This is a genomic window from Sinisalibacter lacisalsi (assembly GCF_014640115.1).
Classification (GTDB): Bacteria; Pseudomonadota; Alphaproteobacteria; order Rhodobacterales; family Rhodobacteraceae; genus Sinisalibacter; species Sinisalibacter lacisalsi.
Genome location: NZ_BMGI01000001.1, coordinates 162,047 through 183,160 on the forward strand (window position 1 = coordinate 162,047; position 21,114 = coordinate 183,160).

General features: G+C 66.5%; 22 protein-coding genes, 1 tRNA gene and 1 riboswitch. Of the genes, 11 read left to right on the forward strand and 12 right to left on the reverse strand.

Going from position 1 to position 21,114, the window contains the following annotated elements:
- The first annotated feature begins 6 nt into the window (after window positions 1-6).
- The 6 genes from ade to IEW01_RS00840 all read left to right on the forward strand — a co-directional run bounded on the left by ade (window position 7) and on the right by IEW01_RS00840 (window position 5,852).
- Window positions 7-1,812 carry an adenine deaminase gene (ade, locus tag IEW01_RS00815; RefSeq protein WP_188525707.1) on the forward strand — a complete coding sequence of 602 codons (1,806 nt, stop codon included), beginning with the start codon at window positions 7-9 and terminating at the stop codon, window positions 1,810-1,812.
- A complete protein-coding gene (locus tag IEW01_RS00820; protein ID WP_188525708.1) occupies window positions 1,812-3,296 on the forward strand; it encodes an AMP nucleosidase in 1,485 nt (494 codons plus the stop codon). Before ade ends, IEW01_RS00820 begins: the two co-directional genes overlap by 1 nt.
- Window positions 3,297-3,444: 148 nt before the next feature.
- Window positions 3,445-3,732 (forward strand): HU family DNA-binding protein, encoded by a 288-nt coding sequence (locus tag IEW01_RS00825; protein WP_188525709.1) that lies wholly within the window; start codon window positions 3,445-3,447, stop codon window positions 3,730-3,732.
- 77 nt (window positions 3,733-3,809) lie between these two features.
- Complete coding sequence (locus IEW01_RS00830) at window positions 3,810-4,685, forward strand: DMT family transporter (protein ID WP_188525710.1); 876 nt, start codon at window positions 3,810-3,812, stop codon at window positions 4,683-4,685.
- Window positions 4,686-4,731: 46 nt separating this feature from the next.
- Window positions 4,732-5,427 (forward strand): cytochrome c biogenesis CcdA family protein, encoded by a 696-nt coding sequence (locus IEW01_RS00835; protein ID WP_188525711.1) that lies wholly within the window; start codon window positions 4,732-4,734, stop codon window positions 5,425-5,427.
- Window positions 5,428-5,438: 11 nt separating this feature from the next.
- Complete coding sequence (locus IEW01_RS00840; protein WP_188525712.1) at window positions 5,439-5,852, forward strand: thioredoxin family protein; 414 nt, start codon at window positions 5,439-5,441, stop codon at window positions 5,850-5,852.
- Here the strand turns inward: IEW01_RS00840 and IEW01_RS00845 are convergent.
- Together IEW01_RS00845 and aroC are read right to left on the reverse strand one after the other, a co-directional pair.
- Window positions 5,849-6,787 carry an AEC family transporter gene (locus IEW01_RS00845; protein ID WP_188525713.1) on the reverse strand — a complete coding sequence of 313 codons (939 nt, stop codon included), beginning with the start codon at window positions 6,785-6,787 and terminating at the stop codon, window positions 5,849-5,851. The two genes, IEW01_RS00840 and IEW01_RS00845, sit on opposite strands and share 4 nt — an antisense overlap.
- Before the next feature lie 84 nt (window positions 6,788-6,871).
- Complete coding sequence (gene aroC / locus IEW01_RS00850) at window positions 6,872-7,972, reverse strand: chorismate synthase (RefSeq protein ID WP_188525714.1); 1,101 nt, start codon at window positions 7,970-7,972, stop codon at window positions 6,872-6,874.
- Window positions 7,973-8,041: 69 nt separating this feature from the next.
- Window positions 8,042-8,148, forward strand: a riboswitch (TPP riboswitch).
- A 32-nt stretch (window positions 8,149-8,180) separates the two neighbouring features.
- Between aroC and thiB the strand changes: the two genes are divergently transcribed.
- From thiB to IEW01_RS00865, 3 genes are read left to right on the forward strand one after another with little or no spacing between them, the layout of a single operon-like run.
- Entirely contained in the window at window positions 8,181-9,170 is a 990-nt protein-coding gene (gene thiB, locus IEW01_RS00855; protein WP_188525715.1) for a thiamine ABC transporter substrate binding subunit, read from the forward strand.
- Window positions 9,146-10,708, forward strand: coding sequence for an ABC transporter permease family protein (locus tag IEW01_RS00860; RefSeq protein ID WP_188525716.1), 1,563 nt, complete (start codon window positions 9,146-9,148; stop codon window positions 10,706-10,708). The genes thiB and IEW01_RS00860 overlap by 25 nt, the downstream gene beginning before the upstream one ends.
- Complete coding sequence (locus IEW01_RS00865; protein ID WP_188525717.1) at window positions 10,695-11,390, forward strand: thiamine ABC transporter ATP-binding protein; 696 nt, start codon at window positions 10,695-10,697, stop codon at window positions 11,388-11,390. Before IEW01_RS00860 ends, IEW01_RS00865 begins: the two co-directional genes overlap by 14 nt.
- A 58-nt stretch (window positions 11,391-11,448) precedes the next feature.
- On the opposite strand, the gene IEW01_RS00870 is transcribed toward IEW01_RS00865, so the two are convergent.
- From IEW01_RS00870 to petA, 3 genes are read right to left on the reverse strand one after another with little or no spacing between them, the layout of a single operon-like run.
- Complete coding sequence (locus tag IEW01_RS00870; RefSeq protein WP_188525718.1) at window positions 11,449-12,258, reverse strand: cytochrome c1; 810 nt, start codon at window positions 12,256-12,258, stop codon at window positions 11,449-11,451.
- A 23-nt stretch (window positions 12,259-12,281) separates the two neighbouring features.
- Complete coding sequence (gene petB / locus IEW01_RS00875) at window positions 12,282-13,607, reverse strand: cytochrome b (protein WP_188525719.1); 1,326 nt, start codon at window positions 13,605-13,607, stop codon at window positions 12,282-12,284.
- A gap of 14 nt (window positions 13,608-13,621) precedes the next feature.
- Complete coding sequence (petA, locus tag IEW01_RS00880; protein ID WP_188525720.1) at window positions 13,622-14,185, reverse strand: ubiquinol-cytochrome c reductase iron-sulfur subunit; 564 nt, start codon at window positions 14,183-14,185, stop codon at window positions 13,622-13,624.
- A 214-nt stretch (window positions 14,186-14,399) separates the two neighbouring features.
- On the opposite strand from petA, the gene IEW01_RS00885 reads away from it, so the two are divergent.
- On the forward strand, window positions 14,400-14,897 hold the full coding sequence (locus tag IEW01_RS00885) for a phosphatase PAP2 family protein (protein ID WP_188525721.1): 498 nt from the start codon (window positions 14,400-14,402) through the stop codon (window positions 14,895-14,897).
- Between the two features lie 10 nt (window positions 14,898-14,907).
- Here IEW01_RS00885 and IEW01_RS00890 read toward each other — a convergent pair whose 3' ends face one another.
- The 4 genes from IEW01_RS00890 to dapF all read right to left on the reverse strand — a co-directional run bounded on the left by IEW01_RS00890 (window position 14,908) and on the right by dapF (window position 17,962).
- Window positions 14,908-15,510 carry a glutathione S-transferase gene (locus tag IEW01_RS00890; protein ID WP_188526633.1) on the reverse strand — a complete coding sequence of 201 codons (603 nt, stop codon included), beginning with the start codon at window positions 15,508-15,510 and terminating at the stop codon, window positions 14,908-14,910.
- Window positions 15,511-15,514: 4 nt separating this feature from the next.
- Window positions 15,515-15,793 (reverse strand): hypothetical protein, encoded by a 279-nt coding sequence (locus IEW01_RS00895; RefSeq protein WP_188525722.1) that lies wholly within the window; start codon window positions 15,791-15,793, stop codon window positions 15,515-15,517.
- A gap of 70 nt (window positions 15,794-15,863) precedes the next feature.
- Window positions 15,864-17,129 carry a tRNA (N(6)-L-threonylcarbamoyladenosine(37)-C(2))-methylthiotransferase MtaB gene (gene mtaB, locus IEW01_RS00900; RefSeq protein WP_188525723.1) on the reverse strand — a complete coding sequence of 422 codons (1,266 nt, stop codon included), beginning with the start codon at window positions 17,127-17,129 and terminating at the stop codon, window positions 15,864-15,866.
- The gene (gene dapF / locus IEW01_RS00905; RefSeq protein WP_229737993.1) at window positions 17,129-17,962 is read right to left on the reverse strand and encodes a diaminopimelate epimerase; all 834 of its coding nucleotides are present in this window, start codon (window positions 17,960-17,962) and stop codon (window positions 17,129-17,131) included. Before dapF ends, mtaB begins: the two co-directional genes overlap by 1 nt.
- Window positions 17,963-18,057: 95 nt before the next feature.
- On the opposite strand from dapF, the gene IEW01_RS00910 reads away from it, so the two are divergent.
- Window positions 18,058-18,133: transfer RNA gene (locus IEW01_RS00910), tRNA-Lys, on the forward strand.
- A 162-nt stretch (window positions 18,134-18,295) separates the two neighbouring features.
- Here the strand turns inward: IEW01_RS00910 and IEW01_RS00915 are convergent.
- Genes IEW01_RS00915 through IEW01_RS00925 form a run of 3 tightly spaced genes read right to left on the reverse strand, consistent with a single transcriptional unit; the run spans window position 18,296 to window position 21,047 of the window.
- Window positions 18,296-18,730 carry an invasion associated locus B family protein gene (locus tag IEW01_RS00915; RefSeq protein WP_229738095.1) on the reverse strand — a complete coding sequence of 145 codons (435 nt, stop codon included), beginning with the start codon at window positions 18,728-18,730 and terminating at the stop codon, window positions 18,296-18,298.
- Window positions 18,731-18,779: 49 nt separating this feature from the next.
- Complete coding sequence (locus IEW01_RS00920) at window positions 18,780-19,346, reverse strand: invasion associated locus B family protein (RefSeq protein ID WP_188525726.1); 567 nt, start codon at window positions 19,344-19,346, stop codon at window positions 18,780-18,782.
- A gap of 45 nt (window positions 19,347-19,391) precedes the next feature.
- A complete protein-coding gene (locus IEW01_RS00925) occupies window positions 19,392-21,047 on the reverse strand; it encodes a ShlB/FhaC/HecB family hemolysin secretion/activation protein (RefSeq protein ID WP_188525727.1) in 1,656 nt (551 codons plus the stop codon).
- Between the last annotated feature and the right edge of the window lie 67 nt (window positions 21,048-21,114).

The window sequence follows — 21,114 nt, forward strand, 5'->3', positions numbered from 1 at the left end:
TGCTCCATGTCGAACCAAATGATCAAATCCTGGGCCGAGGTTGCCCCCCGCCTGATCGCCGTTGCCGCCGGACGCGAGCCCGCCGATTGCGTGATCCGGGGCGGAAAGCTCGTGAACGTGCATAGCCGCGAGGTGCTCGACGGTTGGCAGGTGGCCATCGCAGACGGGCGTTTCGCCTATGTCGGGCCGGATGCCACGCATTGTATCGGCGAGCGCACCGAGATCATCGAAGCCGAGGGGCGCTACCTGATCCCCGGCCTCTGCGACGCGCATATGCACATTGAGAGCGGCATGCTCACACCCGCCGAATTCGCCCGCGCGGTGATTCCGCACGGCACCACGAGCATGTTCACCGATCCGCACGAGATCGCCAACGTGCTGGGGCTGGAAGGCGTGCGGCTGATGCACGACGAGGCGATGATGCAGCCCGTCAACATCTTCACCCAGATGCCTTCCTGCGCGCCCTCCGCGCCGGGGCTGGAAACCACCGGACACGAGATCACGCCTGAAGATGTGGCCGAGGCGATGACATGGCCCGGCATCGTGGGCTTGGGCGAAATGATGAACTTCCCCGGCGTGATCCATGCCGACCCGAAAATGCTGGCCGAGATCGCCGCGACCCAGGCCGCTGGCAAGACGGTGGGCGGGCATTACGCCAGCCCCGATCTCGGCCCGGCCTTCCACGCCTACGCGGCGGGTGGACCGGCGGACGACCACGAAGGCACCTGCGAAGCCGATGCCGTCGCCCGGGTGCGGCAAGGCATGCGCTCGATGATGCGGCTCGGTTCGGCCTGGTATGACGTTGAAAGCCAGATCACGGCGGTGACCGAGAAGGGGCTCGATCCCCGCAACTTCATCCTCTGCACCGACGACAGCCATTCCGGCACGCTGGTGAACGATGGCCACATGAACCGCGTCGTGCGCCATGCCATCGCTTGCGGCGCCGATCCGCTGGTGGCGCTGCAGATGGCCACGATCAACACCGCCACGCATTTCGGCCTTGAGCGCGAGCTGGGCAGCATCGCACCGGGGCGACGCGCCGACGTGATCCTCACCGCCGATCTCGTCACCCTGCCGATCGAGCGGGTGATCGCGCGCGGGCGGACGGTGGCGATCGGCGGGCGGATCACGGTGGAATGCCCGCATCTCGACTGGCCCGATCATGCGCGCAACACGGTGCATCTCGGCAAGGTGCTCGCGGCGGCTGATTTCGAAATCAGCGCACCGGACGGGGCCAACACCGTCACCGCCAAGGTGATCGGCGTGATCGAGAACCAGGCACCGACGAAGGCGCTCACCGCCGATCTGGCTGTCGAGGGCGGGATCGTGCAGCCCGACGAAGGCGCGGGCGTGGCGCAGATCGCCCTTGTCGAGCGGCACCGGGGCACCGGCGGGGTGACCAACGGCTTCGTCTCCGGCTTCGGATACAAAGGCCGCATGGCGCTGGCCTCGACGGTAGCGCATGACAGTCACCACATGATCGTGGTGGGCACCGACCGCGAGAACATGGCGTTGGCCGCGAACCGGTTGGGCGAGGTGGGCGGCGGCATCACCGTGTTCCGCGATGGCCGCGAAATCGCGCTGGTGGAACTGCCCATCGCCGGACTGATGAGCGAAGACCGTGCCGAAACCGTGGCGCTCAAGGCCGACCGTATGGTGGAGGCGATGGCCGAATGCGGCTGCACGCTCAACAACGCCTACATGCAGCACTCGTTGCTCGCGCTGGTCGTGATCCCGGAGCTTCGGATATCCGATCTGGGGCTGGTGGACGTGACCCGTTTTGAAATCACCGACCTGTTCGAGGAGGCCTGATGCCGGCCCGTTCCCAAATCGACCGGATCGTCTCGCACGACGTTCCCGCCCCGCAGAGCTTCACCGATGCCGCCGCCGCCGTGGCCCGGCTCGAAGAGCTTTATGATGCCGCCTGCGATTTTCTCGCGCACACATTTTCGGAGCAGGCCACCGCCGCCGTGGCGCCCGGCACCCGCTTCCGCGCCTTCTACCCCGAGGTGCGGCTGTATACCACGAGCCACGCCCAGACCGACACGCGCCTGAGCTTCGGCCATGTCGCGGGGCCGGGCAGCTACTCCACCACGATCACCCGTCCCGACCTGTTCCGCCACTACCTAACCCAGCAGATCGGGCTGCTTGTGCAGAACCACGCGGTGCCCGTGGAGGTCGGCTATTCGCAAACGCCGATCCCGGTGCATTTCGCCGTTTCGGGGCGTGACATCAACGTGCCGCAGGAAGGCGCCATGGCCTATCCCCTGCGCGACGTGTTCGACGTGCCCGACCTCACCACGACGAACGACGATATCGTGAACGGGCTCGGCTACACCCACGAAGACGGCTCGCAGCCGCTTGCCGCCTTCACCGCCCAGCGCATCGACTATTCGCTCGCACGCCTCACGCATTACACGGCGACCGACCCGGGCCATTTCCAGAACCACGTGCTGTTCACCAACTACCAGTTCTACGTCGAGGAATTCGAAGCCTACGCCCGCACCGTGCTGGCCGATCCCGAGAGCGGTTACGTGAGCTTCGTGAGCCCCGGCAATTGCGAGATCTTCGACGGCGAATGCGAGATCGACCGCCCGGCGAAACTGCCGCAGATGCCCACCTATCACCTCAAGCGGAAGGATGGATCGGGGATCTCGCTCGTCAACATCGGCGTGGGCCCTTCGAATGCGAAGACCGCAACTGACCACATCGCCGTTCTGCGCCCGCATGCCTGGCTGATGGTGGGTCATTGCGCCGGCCTGCGCAATTCGCAGCGGCTGGGCGACTTCGTGCTCGCCCATGCCTACCTGCGCGAAGACAAGGTGCTCGACGACGATCTGCCGATCTGGGTGCCGGTGCCGCCGCTCGCGGAAATCCAGATCGCGCTGGAAGCGGCGGTGGCGGATGTGACCGAGCTTCAGGGCTTCGAGCTGAAGCGCATCATGCGCACCGGCACCGTGGCGAGCTTCGACAACCGCAACTGGGAACTGCGTGAACACACCGGCCCGGTGCAGCGCCTGAGCCAGTCCCGCGCCATCGCGCTCGACATGGAAAGCGCCACCATCGCGGCCAACGGCTTCCGCTTCCGGGTGCCCTATGGCACGCTGCTTTGCGTCTCCGACAAACCGCTCCACGGCGAGTTGAAATTGCCCGGCATGGCGACGGAGTTTTACACCACGCAGGTGCTTCGCCACCTGCTGATCGGCATCCGGGCAATGGAGCGCCTGCGGGAAATGCCGCTCGAGCGCATCCACAGCCGCAAACTGCGCTCCTTCGACGAAACCGCCTTCCTGTGAACGAACGAGGGGCCAAAACAGGCAAAAAGACGCAAAAACCCTTTATTTTTCTGCGCAAAACGCGCACAAATTGTTGTGCGGTCCTTCTACATTACGTTAAATGCCCGGAATGAAACCCCAAGTATTGGGATATCTGAGGAGAAGATACATGGCGAAACCGATGACCAAAACCCAACTGGTGGCCGCTCTGGCCGACGAAATGGGTGGTGACAAGAAGACGGCCTCGTCGGCGCTGGATGCGATCGTTTCGGTGATCACCAAGGAAGTCTCGGGCGGCGGTGCCGTAACGCTTCCCGGCGTTGGCAAGTTCTACCTGCGCGAGCGCCCCGAGCGCATGGTGCGCAACCCCGCCACCGGCGAGCAGATCAAGAAAGAGGCCGACAAGGTGGTGAAGGTCACCGTTGCGAAGGCCCTCAAGGACGCCGCCAACGGCTGATCCTTGAACCTGCACGGAATTTCGTTAAGGGTCGCCTTCCGGGCGGCCCTTTTCATTTGGAGGAACGGTACTTGCGCATGGATATCCGCGCCCTTGTGATGGGGCTGGCCTTCGCCTTCATGTGGTCGTCGGCCTTCACCTCGGCCCGCATCATCGTGGCCGACGCGCCGCCGATCACCACCCTGGCCATCCGCTTCGTGATCTCCGGGCTGCTCGGGATCGCCATCGCCGCGGCGTTGGGGCAAAAGATCAGCCTGACGCGCGGGCAATGGATCTCGGTCGTGGTGTTCGGCATAAGCCAGAACGCGCTCTACCTTGGCCTCAATTTCGTGGCGATGCAGTGGATCGAAGCGGGGTTCGCCTCGATCATCGCCTCGTCGATGCCACTGATCGTGGCCGCGCTGGGCTGGGCCGTCTTCCGCGACAAGCTCACGCCGCTGGCGCTGACGGGCCTCGTCCTGGGCTTCGCGGGCGTGGCACTGATCATGGGCACGCGGATCTCGGGCGGCGTCGACCTTATCGGCATTGCGCTTTGCGTGATCGCGGCGCTCGCCCTCGCGGTCGCCACCCTGACGGTGCGCACCGCCTCGGGCGGCGGCAACCTGCTGATGGTGGTCGGCCTGCAGATGATCGTGGGCGCCGTCGTGCTCGCACCCTTCGGGATCGCCTTCGAAACCCTCGAGGTGACATGGAGCTGGCAGCTCGTTGCGGCCTTCATCTATACCACGTTGATCCCCGGCCTTGCCGCCACATGGGTCTGGTTTGCCCTGGTGGGGCGGATCGGCCCGGTGCGCGCCTCCACCTTCCACTTCCTCAACCCGTTTTTCGGCGTCACCATTGCCGCGCTCCTGCTCGGCGAAGAGCTTGGGCCGCTCGACGTGGTCGGCGTGGCCATCGTCACCGTGGGGATCCTCGCGGTGCAACTGGCGAAACAAAAGCCAACGGCTTCGTGAAATCTGTTGAGATGACTTTGCCCGGCTTCGGCGTAGCCTCCTGCGAATGGATTACCTGCTCGCCTATGCCGCCGGGCTTCTGACCCTGATCAACCCCTGCGTTCTGCCGGTGGTGCCGATCGTGCTGGCCAGCGCGCTGCAAACCTCGCGCCTCGGCCCGGTCGCGCTCGCGGGCGGAATGAGCCTGTCCTTCGTCGTGTTCGGGTTGCTTGTGACCAGCGTCGGTTACGCCATCGGCCTCACCGAAGACACGCTCGCACAGGCTGGCGCGGTTCTGATGATCGGCTTCGGGCTGGTGCTGCTTGTCCCACGCGCCAACGCCGCCTTCGCCGGGGCCACGGCGGGGCTTTCAGCGCGAGCGGATAGCGGCATGGAGAGCCTGCCGCGCGCCGGGCTAACCGGGCAATTTGCCGGCGGGCTGCTGCTCGGCGCGGTCTGGAGCCCCTGCATCGGCCCCACCCTCGGCGGCGCCATCGCCCTCGCCGCACAGGGCGAAAGCCTCGCCCATGCCGGCGCGATCATGACAGGCTTCGCGCTTGGCGTCTCGACGCTCATCCTCGCGCTCGCCTACGGCCTGCGCACCACCAACCTGCGCCCGCTTTCGACCGCCGCCAAGCCCCTGCTCGGCGGCGCCTTCCTGCTGGTGGGCCTCGCCATCCTGTTCGGTTTGCATCACCTCGCCGAGGCCTGGCTCATCGGCGTGATGCCGCCCTGGCTTCTCGAACTGTCCGTATCCCTCTGAAGGAGACCGCCATGAACCGCCGCGCCTTTCTCGCCACCCTGCCCGCGGCCACTCTGCTGCCCCGGCTGGGCCTCGCCGCGCCAATCCCTTACGCGCCGGGGCTGATCAACGAACGCCTCGACGCGGGCGAGACGCTCTTTGTCGACTTCTACGCCCCGTGGTGCGGCACCTGCATCGTGCAGCATCGGGTGATGGACAAGCTCAAGGCCGAAAACCCGGCCTATGAACAAAAGATCACCTTCATCGAGGTGGATTGGGACAGCTGGAAGCGCTCGGAACTCACCGCCGCGCTCAACGTGCCGCGCCGTTCCACCCTGATCGCCATCGGCCCGGACCGGCGCGAAATCGGCCGCATCGTGGCCGGCACGTCGCGCGACGAGATCAAGGCGCTTTTCGACGCGGCGCTGGCGGCAGCTTCGGCCTAACCCAGCACCGCGAGCAGGATGTTGAGGGTCACGAAGGCGCCCATCGTGGCGCCGAGCTGGGCGATCGAGGCAAGGCCCTCGTGGCCGACTTCCTGCGCGAAAACCGAGTAGATCGTGAACATCGGTATCGCCGCCGAGACGATCACCGCCATGCGCAGATCTCCCGCGAGCGTCACACCGAGCGCGCCGAGGGCGAGCACCGCGAGGAATGTGAAGGCGGGCTGAACGAGCAGCTTTCCCACCATGATCTGGCCGGCAAGGGCGCGGCTGCCGCGGATCTCGATCCCCACGAGCGACCCTCCGATGACGATGAGCGCCAGCGCGGCGGCGGAAGCGGCGAGCAGGCCAACGAGCCGGTCCAACGGGCCGGGCAGGGTCGCGCCAGCGAGCGATACGGCCAGGCCCAGCAGCATTCCGATCACCATCGGGCGGCGGATGACACCCACCAGAACCCGGCCCACCTTGGCAAGCGGATGGCCGCGACCGGCCGGTTTTCCCAGTTCCAGGATGACCAGGGCCAAGGGCACGATCACCACGTTTTCCACCAGCATGTTCATGGCGAGGATCAATCCGGCCTGATCGGGCAACAGGATCAGCATCAGCGGGTAGCCCACGAAACCGGAGTTCGGGCAGGATGTGCCCATCACCGCCACGCCGCGCCGCGCCGGATCGGTGGTGGCGGAAAACCACAGGAAGGCGATCAGCGTCGTCGCCAGCGCACCCGCCAGGTAAACACCCATGTAAGGCAGGTTGAACACCTCTCGCGCGGGGCGCGAGGCCACGGCGGAGAAGATCAGGGCGGGCAGGGCGATGTTCATCACGTAAGCGCCGAACACGCGCATGTCGGCGGATTTGAACACGCCCTTCCACACCAGCCCATAGCCGAGCGCGACCATGGCGAAGATCGGGAAGGTGATCGAGAGAACGGTGAGCATCAGCGCCCATCCCGCGTGCGCGGGGGGACGGCTGCGCGCGCAGCCGTGCCGCGCGGGCGTGCGCCCGCGCTGCGCCGCGCTGGATCAGCCGATCCGGCCACGTGGCCCCTCACCCACCTGTGCCCGATGCAGGAGGAGATGATCGAGCACCACGCAGGCCGCCATGGCCTCGCCCACCGGCACGGCGCGGATCCCCACGCAAGGGTCGTGCCGCCCCTTGGTGACGATCTCGGCCGGTTCGCCCGCCTTGGTGATCGTCTTGCGCGGGGTCAGGATCGAGCTTGTCGGCTTCACCGCGAAACGAACGACGATATCCTGCCCGGTGGAAATGCCGCCTAGGATGCCGCCCGCGTGGTTCGAGCTGAATTCCGGCCCATCCGGCCCCATCGTGATCTCGTCGGCGTTGTTCTCGCCGGTCAACTCGGCCGCCCGCATACCCTCACCGATCTCCACGCCCTTCACCGCGTTGATGCTCATCATCGCGGCGGCGAGGTCGGTATCGAGCTTGGCGTAGATCGGCGCGCCGAGCCCGGCGGGTGCGCCGCGCACCACCACCTCGATCACCGCGCCCACGGAACTGCCCGCCTTGCGCAGAGCGCCGAGATAGTCGGCCCAGGTTTCCGCCGCCTTCGCGTCGGGCGTCCAGAACGGGTTACGCTCGATTTCGTCCCAGTCGAACCGTGCGCGGTCGATCTCGTGGGCGCCCATGCGGGTCATGTAACCCCGGATCTCGATCCCCGGCGCCAACGCCTTCAGCGCCTCGCGGGCCACCCCCCCCGCCGCCACCCTTGCAGCGGTTTCACGCGCCGAAGAACGCCCGCCACCACGCGGATCACGAATGCCGTATTTCAGCCAATAGCTGATATCGGCATGGCCGGGGCGGAACTTCTCGGCGATGTCGCCGTAATCCTTCGAGCGCTGGTCGGTGTTCTCGATCATCAGCTGCACCGGCGTGCCGGTGGTCTCGCCCTCGTAGACGCCCGAAAGGATACGCACCTCGTCGGCTTCGCGGCGCTGGGTGGTGAACCTGTTCTGGCCGGGCTTGCGCCGGTCGAGCCAGTGCTGGAGCATCTCCGCTTCGAGGCAAACGCCCGGCGGCACGCCATCCACCGTCGCCCCCAGCGCAGGCCCGTGACTCTCGCCCCAGGTGGTGACGCGGAAGATATGTCCGAAACTGTTCATCATGGCCGGGCTCCCTTCGCAAAACCGTGTAGGGGTTTGGCCTTGCAGGGGCAAGCGTTGAGGCATAGGTTTGAAAGCACCTCGGGGTGCCGCGAGTTTTCTCCCGGCTGAGATGCGAAAGCGAACCCGTTGAACCTGAACCGGTTAGGACCGGCGGAGGGAAGGTAAGGATCATCCTACCGGAACGCCGCCCGCCCGTATGGAGGATGACATGAAAGCACTCACCATCGCAGCGGGGATCGCCACCACGGCCAGCATGGCCATGGCGGATGTGCCCGTACTCACGATTTACACCTACGACAGCTTCGTTTCCGAATGGGGCCCCGGCCCGGCTGTGGAATCCGCCTTCGAGGAAACCTGCGGCTGCGATCTCCAGTTCGTCTCGGTTGGCGACGGGGCGGAGATTCTCGCGCGCCTGCGGCTGGAAGGCGCACGTAGTCCGGCCGATCTTGCGCTCGGCCTCGACGCCAACCTGATGGCCGCCGCCAGCGCCACCGGGCTGTTTGCGCCCGCCCAGATCGAAACCCCCGCGCTCGATCTGCCGATCGCGTGGAAAGACGATACCTTCATTCCCTTCGACTGGGGCTGGTTCGCCTTCGTTTACGACAAGGAAAAGGTGCCTGAGCCGCCGCGTTCCTTCGACGAGCTGATCGCGTCGGGCCACTCGCTCGTGATCCAGGATCCGCGCTCCTCGACCCCCGGCCTCGGCCTGCTGCTCTGGGTCAAATCGGTCTATGGCGACGCCGCGGGCGAGGCCTGGGAACAGTTGAACGAGCAGGTCGTGACCGTCACCAAGGGGTGGACGGAGGCCTACGGCATGTTTCTCGAGGGCGAGGCCGACATGGTGCTGTCCTACACCACTTCGCCGGCTTACCACTTGATCGCCGAAGATGACGACAGCAAGGCGGCCGCGGCCTTCGATGAAGGCAATTACCTCCAGATCGAGGTGGCAGCGAAGCTCGCCAGCAGCGACCAGCCGGAGCTGGCCGATGCTTTCCTCGAGTTCATGCTGTCGGACGCCTTCCAATCGGTGATCCCGACGACGAACTGGATGTATCCGGCGGTGACCCCGGCAGACGGGCTGCCGCAAGGCTTCGAAACGCTGGCGCACCCCGAAACCTCGCGGATCTACCTTGGTGACGAGGCCCGCGAGATGCGTGATGTGGCGCTGGCGGAATGGCTCGCAGCCTCAACCCGCTGAGCCGCGCCGACGCGGCGGGGGCGGCGGCGCTCGCCCTCGTGCTCGCGTTGGTCCTGGGCACGCTCGCGGCGGTGGCACTGCGGGCAGAGGTGGCGGCCGGATTCGGCCCCGCCGACTGGGCGGCCATCCGCTTCACGGTGGTGCAGGCCACGCTTTCGGCCGCGCTCTCGGTCGGCCTCGCCGTGCCGGTGGCGCGGGCCCTCGCACGCCGGCGCTTCCCCGGCCGGGGCCTGCTGATCACCCTGCTCGGCGCCCCTTTCATCCTGCCGGTGATCGTGGCGGTGCTTGGGCTCATCGCGGTGTTCGGCCGCGCCGGGATTTTCAGCACCGCGCTTGGCTGGTTCGGGCTCGAGCCGATCTCGATCTACGGCTTTCACGGCGTGGTGCTGGCGCATGTGTTCTTCAACCTGCCTCTCGCCACGCGACTGATCCTGCAGGGCTGGCTCGCGATGCCCGCCGAACGCTTCCGGCTCGCGGCCTCGCTCGGCTTCGCCCCTGCCGACATCGCCCGCACGCTGGAGCGCCCGATGCTGCGCCAGGTGCTTCCGGGGGCGTACCTTGTGGTCTTCTTGCTCTGTCTGACCAGCTTCGCCGTGGCGCTCACGCTGGGCGGCGGCCCGCGTGCGACGACGATCGAGCTTGCGATCTATCAGGCCTTCCGCTTCGACTTCGATCTCGGCAAGGCCGCGCTTCTGGCGCTGGTGCAGGTGCTTGTGGCCGGAACCGCCGCGATCGTGGCGCTGCGGATCAGCCTCCCTGCCGATCCGGGCGCGGGGCTGGACCGGGCGGTGATGCGGTGGGATGCCGCCACGCCGCTCCTGCGGGCGCAGGATGCCGGCCTGATCGGCCTGGCCGCGCTGTTCCTCATCCTGCCGCTGGCGATGATCACGCTCGACGGGCTTCCCGCGCTCCTGCACCTACCCGCCTCGGTGGGCTGGGCCGCGCTGCGCTCGCTCGCCGTGGCGCTTTCCTCCGCCGCGCTGACGCTGGCGCTGGCCCTGCCGATCGCCGCACTCGCGGTGCGCCGCAACTCGCGGCTGGCCGAGGGGATCGGCACGCTCACTATCGCCGCCTCGCCGCTGGTGATCGGCACCGGCCTGTTCATCCTGCTGTTTCCTCTCGTCGATCCCTCGCGCCTCGCGCTGCCGGTGACCGCACTCGTCAACGCGGTAATGGCGCTGCCGTTCGCGTTGCGCGCGCTGATGCCGGCGCTTGGCCAGATCGAGGCCGATTTCGGCCGTCTCGCCGATGGTTTGGGGATGACCGGTGGCGCCCGGCTGAGGCTGCTCTGGCTGCCCCGATTGCGCCGCCCGCTCGGCTTTGCCGCGGGTCTCGCGGCCGCGCTCAGCATGGGCGATCTCGGGGTCGTCGCGATGTTTGCCGCGCCCGAGGAGGGCACATTGCCGCTGGCGCTCTACCGTTTGATGGCCGCTTACCGGATGGACCTTGCCGCCGGTGCGGCGCTGGTTCTGCTCGCCCTCTCGCTCGCGCTGTTCTGGATCTTTGACCGCGGAGGCCGGCTCGATGTTGACGCTTGATCATTTCTTGGTGCAATGGGGCGACTGGGAACTGACGGCCGACTTCACCGTGCCGCCCGGCGCCAAAGTCGGGGTGCTTGGCCCCTCCGGCTCGGGCAAATCCACCCTTCTCGCCGCCATTGCCGGCTTTCAGCCGTTGAACGCCGGGCGCATCCTTTGGAACGGTGACGACATAACAGACCTTCCTCCGGTGGCGCGGCCGGTGGCGATCCTGTTCCAGGACAACAACCTCTTTCCACACCTGACGGCCGCCGAAAACGTCGGGCTTGGACTGCGGCCCGACCTGAAACTCGACAAGGCACAGAAAGCCGCCGTGGACGAGGCACTGCAGCGGGTTGGGCTCGAAGGGTTCGACGCGCGCAAGCCGGGGCAGCTTTCGGGCGGACAGGCGGCACGGGTCGCCCTGGCCCGCGCCCTGTTGCGGAAAAAGCCGCTGATGCTGCTCGACGAACCCTTTGGCGCGCTCGGCCCCGCCTTGCGCGCCGAGATGCTGGCCTTGGTGGACGACCTCGTGCGCGAGACGGGGGCCACGCTCCTGATGGTCAGCCACGAGCCGGCCGACGCCAGGGCAGTGGCCGACTCGGTGATCCTCGTGGCCGAAGGCAGGGCACATCCGCCGGTGCCCACGGCAGACCTCTTCGCCAATCCGCCCGAGGCGCTGCGCGACTACCTCGGGGGATGATCCCGCAACGAAAAAGGGCGCCGCTGGGGGCGCCCTTTCTCAATTCTGAAAGCTGGGATTACAGGCGAGCTTGCTTGCCGCCGTGCTTGACCGGGTACCAAAGCTTTTTGTTGGCGAGGTAGAGCAGCGTGGTGAGCAGCACGAGCAGCGTCACCGCGATGACACCAGCCTGCTTGCGCGCCATCATCTTCGGCTCCGCCGTCCACATCAGGAAGGCCGCGACGTCTTTCGCCATCTGCTCTTCCGTCGCCGGGGTGCCGTCGTCGTACTCGACGAGACCTTCGAACAGCTGCGGCGCCATCTGCACCCAGCCGGTGGAAAAGGCAGTGTTCTCGTAGAGGAACTGCCCGGCCACCTCGTCTTCCTCGCCGGTGTAACCGAGGAGGTAGCTGGTGATGTATTCCGCTCCACCAATGCCCCGGAACAGCTGGCTGATGCCAAGGCCGTAGGGGCCGTGAAAGCCCGCGCGGGCCTTCGCCATGAGCGAAAGGTCCGGCCCCATGCCGTCGCCCGACACGGTCGGGAAATGGTCGGCAGGGGTTGCCGGGCGGTAATCGTCGAGTTCCTCGTCGAACACCTCGAAATACTCGGCGGCATAGGCACGCACCTCGTCTTCCGAGTAGCTCGGCCCGCCCGGGTCGGCGAGCGTGCGGATCGGCACGTAACGCAGACCATGGCAGGCAGAGCAGGCCTCGGTGTAGACCTTGAGGCCGCGCTGGAGCTGCTGCTGGTCATACTTGCCGAACGGCCCCTCGAAGGAGAAGGCGTAGTCGTCGACGTGACCGCCTTCGCCCGCGGCAATTGCCGCGCCACCGCCGAGTGCCAGCGACGTGGCGGTGATCGCGGTGAGGGTGAGTTTCCTGATCATTTTCATTGATCCTTTCTCTACGCTCACTCAGCCGCCGAGCCGGAAGCTTCGGGGTAGTGGTGGTTGAAATCTTCTTCGATCGTCGCCGGCGGCGTCTTGACCTTTTCGGTCCAGCCGAGCAGCGGGAGAACCACGAAGAAGTAGGCGAACCAGTAGGTCGAGGCGATCAGCGAAATCCAGTCGTAGGGGAAATCGGTCGATTGCGCGCCGACCCACATCAGCACCATGAAGTCGATCGCCAGCAGCCAGAACCAGAACTTGAACATCGGCCGGTAGGCGCCCGAGCGGGTTTTCGACGTGTCGAGCCAGGGGGCCAGGGCCATCGCGACGATCGCGCCGAACATGGCGAGCACGCCGAAGAACTTCGCGTCGATGATGCCGCCGGTGACGAAGCTCACCAGTTGCACGGCCCAGACGTCGGCGGTGAACGCACGCAGGATGGCGTAGAACGGCAGGAAGTACCATTCCGGCACGATGTGCGCGGGAGTCGCCAGCGGGTTGGCCTCGATGTAGTTGTCCGGGTGGCCGAGGTAGTTCGGCATGAAGCCGACGATGGCGAAGAACACCAGCAGCACCAGCGCCAGGGCGAACAGGTCCTTGATCACGAAGTAGGGCCAGAACGGCAGGGTGTCTTTCTTGACGACATCCTTGCTGTCACGCCGCACCTCGACACCGGTCGGGTTGTTGTTGCCCGTGGTGTGGAAGGCCCAGATGTGCACCGCGACGAGCGCGGCGATCACGAAGGGCAGAAGGTAGTGCAGCGAGAAGAAGCGGTTGAGCGTGGCGTTGTCCACCGCCGGACCGCCGAGCAGCCAGGTCTGGATCGGCTCGCCGATGAAGGGGATCGCGCCGAACAGGCCGGTGATCACGGTGGCGCCCCAGAACGACATCTGGCCCCAAGGCAGCACGTAGCCCATGAAGGCGGTCGCCATCATCGCCAGGTAGATCAGCATACCGATGATCCAGGTCACCTCGCGCGGGGCCTTGTAGGAGCCGTAGTAGAGACCGCGGAAGATGTGGATGTAGACAGCCAGGAAGAACAGCGACGCGCCGTTCTGGTGAATGTAGCGGAGCATGTGGCCGCCGTTCACGTTGCGCATGATGTGTTCGACCGAGGCAAAGGCCAGATCGACATGCGGCGTGTAGTGCATCACCAGAATGATGCCGGTCACGATCTGCAGCACCAGGGTGAAGGCCAGAACGATGCCCCAGATCCACCACCAGTTGAGGTTTTTCGGGGTGGGGATCATCAGAGTATCATAGGCCAGCCCAACGATCGGGAGGCGCGAATGAAGCCACGATGCGAACCGTGAGTTCGGCTCGTAGTGGTCGTGCGGTATACCGGACATGTGTTTCCTCTCCCTTAGCCCAGCTTGATCGTCGTCTCGTCGACGAATTCGGCGACCGGAATGGGCAGGTTTTCAGGCGCGGGGCCTTTGCGAATGCGGCCCGACGCGTCGTAGTGCGAGCCGTGGCAGGGGCAATACCAGCCGTCGTACTCACCGGCACCGTTGCCGAGCGGCACGCAGCCGAGATGGGTGCAGACCCCCATCATCACCAGCCAGCGGCCCTCTTCGTCGAGGGTGCGGTTTTCGTCGGAGGCATCGAGGCCCGGGTCGGCGTTGTCGTTGCGCGCCAACTTGTCGGGCATGCCCGAAATGTCTTCGCTGCGCGCGCGCTCGATTTCGTCATCCGTGCGGTGCCGGATGAACACCGGCTTGCCGAGCCATTTCACGGTAAGCTGGCTGCCTTCCTGCACGTCCGCGATATCGACCCGGATCGAAGCCAGTGCCCGAACATCGGCCGAGGGGTTCATCTGGTTCACCAGTGGCCAGACAGCGGCACCCGTGGCCACGACGCCGGCCCCTGCCGTTGCGTAATAGAGGAAATCCCTGCGGGTCCCTTCGTGATCGTCTGCGTGTGACACGAGAACTTCTCCCTTCTTGAGCCGCAGGTGCGGCCAACAGACCACGGGCCACAGTTGCCCGCAGCCCATTGCGCGGGTGTTTAGCGTGCGAAAATCCGCCAGTCCAGCGGACAATCGCGCGCAGGTCCGCAAATCATCGGCCGTATCGTCGCAGGCCCACCCCGGCTGGACGGCCCCGGCGCGCCGGAATAGTCTGTGGCGCTGGGGGCTGTGCATGCTGGATTTTCTGAAAAGATGGCGAAACGGCGTGATTCTCGTCGTGCTTGTGGCGGTGGTCATCACCGCACCACCGGTGCCCGAGCGATGGGGGGACCGCATCGCCTGGACCTTGCCCGCACTGGCGGGTGTTTGCTCTGTCGCGAATGGCACATGGCCCGAAACCCTGCTGCGCTTCGCGGCGATGGAAGCCACGGTTCAGGGCACCAAGTCGGCACTGGCCGATGCCGAGATCAACGCCCGCCCGCGCGGCGGCGAGCGCGGCTTTCCCTCCGCCCACAGCGCCCATGCAGCTTTCGGCGCGAGCGCGCTGGTGCATGATTGCGTTGCCGGAAATCCGATGATGCGGGCGGGACTAATCGTCGCAGCGGCGTTCACCGGGGCGAGCCGGGTGGATGCCGGCGCACACAATGCTTGGCAGGTGCTCGCGGGCTGGATCGTGGGATTCGGGTTCGAGCGGCTCTGGCGGCAGCGCAAAAAGCGGCGCCGGGCCTGAAAACCGGAAGTCAGGCCGGGTGGGTCGCCTTCATGCTGGCTCGCTCGGAAAACACGGCAAACCAGTCGTCAAGCGCGTCGCGCCCCTTGCGCCAGGGCCTGTCGGGGTGGCGGAAATCGAGATAGCCCAGCGCACAGCCCACCGAGATCACCCCGGCATCCAGCGGCCCGGCAAGATGGCTCATCCAGCGCGCGTTGAGGGCATCGAGCGCATTCTCGATCTTGGCCCACTGCGCGTCGAGCCAGCCCTTGTCCTGCTTGTCTTCGGGCCGGCAGCGGCCCTCGTAGACCATCAGAACGGCGGCATCCATGATGCCGTCGCCGGTGGCTTCCAGCGTCAGCGTTTCCCAGATGTGGCTCTCGGGATAGAAACGCGCACCGGCGCGGGCATCGAGATAGCGGGTGATCACCCGGCTGTCGTAAAGCGTGCAGCCCTCGGGGCGAACCAGCGCCGGTATTTTCTTGAGCGCATGCGCGGCGGCCACCTCGGGCGCGGGCCTTGTCGGGCTGGTGGCCACTTCGAGGAGCTCGACATCGTCGGCCATGCCAAGCTCATGCAGAACCACCCGGACCTTGCGCACGTAGGGCGAAGCCGGGGCGTAGAGCAGTTGCATCATCCTAGACCCTCCGGAACCGGACCCGGCCCAGCGCGGTGGCGTCAATCTCGATACCCGGGCCGCCTTCACCGAACCGGATCACCCGCCGCATCCGGCCGGTGGCGTTGACCTGCTCGGCCTCGCGCCGGGCGGTGAGGCCCTCGGGGGTTTCATCGAGCGCATCCTCGGCGCGCTGATCGCGGTGGCCGCGTTCAACCGAACGGGCAATCGCATAGCTTGCGAGCGCCACGGTGCCGTAGCGCAGCGCGATGGCCGTGATCGGAGCGAGGGGCAATGGCATGGCAATCTCCCTGTCAGCGAAACGAATCTAGGCACGGGCAGCGCCCCTGTCCACGGATTTGCGAAAACCTTCAGACCGTTGGCGCAACGGCGCCGACGAGCTGGGTGCCGTGATAGCCCTCGATCACCGCCGCAACGATGGCGCCCTCCGGCTGATCGGCATCGAACACGACCTCGGCGAATTGCTCCGTGCGGCCCATGCGCGGGTTTTCCATCAAGACCGCATGGCGCTGGCCCGCCTGCGCCGCGAGATGCGCCGTCACCCGCGCGTCACCCGCGGCACGCAGCCGCGCCGCACGCTCGCGGATCGCACCGCCCGGCACCGGCGGCATCCGCGCCGCCGGCGTGCCCTGGCGCGGCGAATAGGGGAAGACGTGCAGCCAGGTCAGCCCGCATTCCTCCACCAGCTTCAGCGAATTCTCGAAATGCGCCTCGGTCTCGGTCGGGAAGCCGGCGATGATATCGGCCCCGAAGGTGATGCCGGGGCGCAGGCGGCGCGCCTCCTCGGTGAAGGCGATGGCATCTTCGCGCGAATGGCGGCGCTTCATGCGCTTCAGGATCAGGTTATCGCCATGCTGGAGCGAAAGGTGCAGATGCGGCATCAGCCGCGGCTCGGTGGCGATGGCCTGCATCAGGTTGTCATCCGCCTCGATGCTGTCGATCGACGAAATCCGCAGCCGCGGCAGGTCGGGCACCAGCTTGAGAATGCGCATCACGAGGTCGCCCAGCCGCGGTTCTCCCGGCAGATCGGCGCCCCAGCTCGTGAGGTCGACGCCGGTGAGTACCACCTCGTTGTAGCCCGCCCCCGCCAGCCGCTTGATCTGCTCCACCACCACGCCCGCGGGCACCGAGCGCGAATTGCCCCGGCCATAGGGAATGATGCAGAAGGTGCAGCGATGATCGCAGCCGTTCTGAACCTGGACGTAGGCCCGGCTCCGCGTGCCGAAGCCGTCGATCAGGTGCCCGGCGGTTTCGGTGACCGACATGATATCGTCCACCCGCACCTTTTCGGTGGAGGCCATCAGCCCGGCCCATGTTTTGGGCTCCATCTTCTCGGCATTGCCGATCACGGCATCCACCTCGCCCATCTCGGCGAAGGTTTCCGGTTCGGTCTGCGCCGCGCAGCCGGTGACGATCAGCTTGGCGTCGGGGTTCTCGCGCCGCAGCCGGCGGATTTCCTTGCGGGCCTTGCGCACCGCCTCGGCGGTGACCGCGCAGGTGTTGACCACCACCGCCCCCTCCACGCCCGCCTGATCCGCGAGCGCCTTCATCGCCTCGGTCTCATAGGCGTTGAGGCGGCAGCCGAGGGTGGCGAAAACCGGGGGTTTGTTGGCCATCAGATCGCTCCCAGGAAATCCGGGGTGAGCACGGCGTCGAAGACATGCGCAGTGGGGCCCGTCATCCACACGCCATCCTCGCGCCAGTCGAGCGCCAGCCAGCCGCCGTCGACCTCCATCCGCATCTTGCGCCCGGTCAACCCGCGCTGCACGGCGGCCACGGCGGTGGCGCAGGCCCCCGAACCGCAAGCAAGCGTGATCCCGGTGCCGCGTTCCCACACCCGCATGCGGATCTCATCCGGTCCGCGCACCTGCGCGAACTCCACATTGGTGCGCTCGGGAAACAGCGGGTCATGCTCCACGCGCGGCCCGATCCCGGCCACGTCCACCGCCTCGGCATCGTCGACGAAAAACACCGCGTGCGGATTGCCCATGCCCACCGCCACCGGATCGCCTTCGAGCGGCAGATGCGCGGTATCGGCCTCGCGCGCCAACGGCACCTCGCGCCAGTCGGTCTGGGGATGGCCCATGTTCACATGCACCGCATTCTCGATCAGGCGCGCGTCCAGCACGCCGCGCTCGGTGCGGATGGTGAGGGCCTCGCGCTCCGTCACATCGAAAAGGAAGCGCGCGACGCAGCGCGTGGCGTTGCCGCAGGCCCCGGCGCGGCTGCCATCGGCGTTCCAGAAATCAAGGTCGATGTCGGCCGCATCACTGTCGCGGATCTCGGCGAGCTGGTCGAACCCCACGCCCCGGTTCCGGTCACCCAGCGCCCGCGCCAGTGCCTCGGTGACAACAGGCTCCCGCCCCCGTGAATCGATGATCACGAAGTCATTTCCGGCCCCGTGCCACTTCATGAAGGCAAGGCCGTGATCGGGGAGCGCGTTGTCCATCCGGGCCATATACGCCCGCCAAAACGGATTCGCCAGAAAAGAAGGATTTTTCACTTGACCCCATGGGGCCTGCGCTCTAGTCACCGCTCCGCAGTGGGCCGTTAGCTCAGTTGGTAGAGCAACTGACTTTTAATCAGTGGGTCGCAGGTTCGAATCCTGCACGGCTCACCACTGAAATCATTGTTTTGGCGAGGCTTTGCCGAGTCCTTGTTCAAGGGGCCGGACTCAAAGCCGCGTTCAGCGCCCGAAAGAAGCCCTTGGTGGCAAGTGGCGGTTCGGGCGATCAGTATTCACAAAAACTCCACCCGGTCGCTTCCCGGCAGGCGCGGCGCGTCACTCGCAGCGCAGCAACGCCTGCCAGCCCGCGCTCACACCAAGGAGAGACACCGGCAGGTTCAAGGCCGGGCTACCGCGCAATGGGCGGAACGCGAGGGTCAGTTCCCGCCCCCGCTGCAGTTCCACCAATTCGGATTGCGCAAGGCCGCGCACGGCGAGGCAAAGCTCGGGGTCGCAGAAGATCCATTCCGCACCCCGAGCCTCGCCCCCGTCAATGCGATACCCGATGCCCGACACCAGCGATGCCCCCGTTGGCACGCGAAACGCGAGGATCGGTTCGGCACCCTGCGTTTGCAGGACGACCTGCGCCAGCATCGTGCCGGTGCGTTGCGAAAGCAGGGACTGGATCAGAAGGCAATCCGAGCCATCCTCCCCGGCAACCAGTCGCCAGTCACGAAAGCGCTCCGCCGCCGCCTCGCCGGCAAGGAGCATCACCGCCGCGATCCAGCCCGCGAGCCTTGCGCGGCGCGGGCATGGGCGTCTATCGCGCCGTCGCACCGCCACCCCCGAGCGCGGTCAACCCCTCTTCCAGCCCGAGGACCGAAAGCCGAAAGAGCAATGGCTGGGCCGTGATCGCAGGGCGATATCCGCCGATCAGCGGGTCTGCCGACTCCAGGGTTGCGACTTCCTCCGCGGAGAGCTCCACCAAGGCTTCGCATATTTCCCGCGAGCAGCTTTGCCAGACGAACTCTTTCTGCCCATCGGTGCCCTCGGCGTCCACCGGCTTGATTGCAAACCCCGAGGGGAAATGCGCGCCTATCGGCACGCGCGCGGCGATGAACCGGCTCCCGGAGTCCGCGGCGGAGAACGCAAGCAGTTCCGCGAGAAAGGCGCCGTCAGACTCGCGCACCAGCCGCTGGCTCAGAACGCACAGCGTTTCATTGACAGCAATGGCCTCGCATTGCACCGTCCAGGCCCCGAAGCGTTCGCCGTTTGCGACCCGCCTGGCACCTTCGGCAGCATCGTCCTGTGCCCCCGCCAAACCTGTTGATACGGCGATGGAAGCCGCAATCATCGCGCCCGCCCGGAAAAGAGATTGAATGCGCAAAACCGTGTTCTCCTCTGTGATTGTTGCCTGCCCGGCCCGGTGTCGTCAGAACCTCAGCCCGACGCGCGCGAAAGCCGACCACCGTCCACCCGCGGTAAACCCGGGCACGTCCCGCAGCGGACGCGCCACGAAGGCATCCGCGAATACGCCCTCGCCTGTCGTCATCGACATCCCGATCCCCGCAGAGGCCAGCCGACCCTGCCCGACATTGCGCCCGGCGACGTAGTCATGGGCCTCGCCGGTATCGGCGAAAACGAAGGGGGTGAGCGAGAGCTCCTCCGGCAGGACCTCCGCCGGCAGCGCATATTCAAATTGCGCCCGCGCAAACCAGCCGCTGTCACCCGATTGAAGCCCGGTGGGATAGCCGCGCACCGCATAGGGCGAGGCCGATGAAAACTTGAACCGCGCAGGCAGCGGGGCGGCGACGGCGAGTTGCCACCCGGCCCTGAGAGAGAAAGACAATTCGCGCGTGATCGGCGCGGCAATGGTCAGATCGCCGGGCAGCAGCACTCCACCGATCCCGGTGGCGCCGGTGATGGCGTCGTCGTAACGCAGCAACCGCAGCGCCTGACTGACCTGAATGGAGGCGAAATCACCGAACCAGGCCGCAGTCGTCCCGAGCGAAAGGTATCCGCCTGCCTGATCGAGAAGCGGCGCACCGGCGATGTCGGATTGCTCCGAGAACCAATGCATCCCGAGGCCGAACGACACCCGCCTGCGCTCTTCGACCAGCGTTGGCACCGCCAGAGACAACTCGGCAAAGCGCGTCTGTGTCTCGACCCGCGGCGCGGCACGCGTTTCCGCGCGATCATAGCCGGCGGTTATCGAAAGCGCCGCGCCCGAGGGCGTGATGACCCGACCGTAGGACGCGGAGAGGCTGAGCGCGCCCGCACCACGCGAGATCGACAGCGCGAGCGGATCGTTCCAGCCGGTGAGCGCGGCATTGCGCAGCGTTGCACCCAGCCGCAACGTCCCCTGCGCCGGGGTGCCGTAATTGTCGGCGGTGATCTCGCCGGTGAGGCGCTTGGGCTCGCTGACCTCGGCCACGAGATCGGTTTGTCCGCGTTCGGAGCCGGGAACGAAATTTGCGTCGAACGCGACACCATCGGTGAGCGCAAGACGGTTCAGCCGCGCGTCGATGATCCGCGTGTCGGCCAGATCTCCGGTGCGCAGCCCGAGCCGCCAGCGGTAGTATTCCGGGCGCGACAGGCCCGACGCAACCCGGACCGCCCCGATCCGAGCTTCGAACAATTCCACCTCGACCCGCCCGTTCGCCGGGTCCACGCCGGTAACGATCGGCTGGGCAAGCACGATACCCCGTTCGGCATACACCCGGGCGACGGCATCGGTGATGGCGCTGAGATCGTCGGCTCGAAAACGCCGCCCCAGCAAAGTCGCCTCGATCGCGGCGAGGCTGGACGCCTCAAGATAGCCCGAAGGTGTGAACCTGATCTCGCGCAGCACGAAAAGTGCCGCGCCGGGCGGCATGCGCGCCTCACCTGCGCCCGCAGGCGCAACGGCGCGCTCGGTGGCGCGTGCCGCCGCCCGCACAGCTTCCTCAGCCGCCTCGATCGCCGCGTCGGACGGTCGGTTGCCCGCCTGGTCACCACCCCCGATCGTCGTCTCGATCGGGGCCGCGTCCTGCGCCGTCGCCGAAAACGCCACAAGGGTAACCATCACGGCGGCTGCGAGTTTATGCATCCTGTTCTTCATCCTGCCATCGCCGAAAAACGGGCCGCCCACGCGGCCCGGACCAGTCAGCATCTTG